Genomic DNA, 276 nt, shown 5'->3' with positions numbered 1-276 from the left:
ATATATGCCCCCTCTGGAAGTGGTGTGATTTTCAACAAATGTGTCCACCCTTGCCCCTTTTCCTGAGAAATCCTTACACCGAAACTAAAAAGTGCCGTCCCTACAATACTAAACGTCGCCATTGAGATTAAATAATGCGCTTTCCAAGCATCTCCGTTTTGTGGCACTTGAATAACATTTGTGAAAATGTAGTAAAACATAACTGGCATTAGTAATGAGAAAAAGATAAACAATTTATTACGAAACGTACGTAAAATTTCTATTTTGCATTGCATC

Annotated in this window: 1 pseudogene; it reads right to left on the bottom strand. The window is 37.0% G+C overall.

From position 1 onward, the window contains the following. Positions 1-275: pseudogene (locus tag SB658_RS23660) on the bottom strand (ABC transporter permease); the annotation flags it as partial. Position 276: the final 1 nt, after the last annotated feature.

The organism is Bacillus sp. SIMBA_008 (assembly GCF_046535495.1).
Taxonomy (GTDB): domain Bacteria; phylum Bacillota; class Bacilli; order Bacillales; family Bacillaceae; genus Bacillus; species Bacillus subtilis.
Note: the sequence above shows the minus strand (reverse complement) of the source record. Positions and strands in the feature narration are given on the sequence as shown.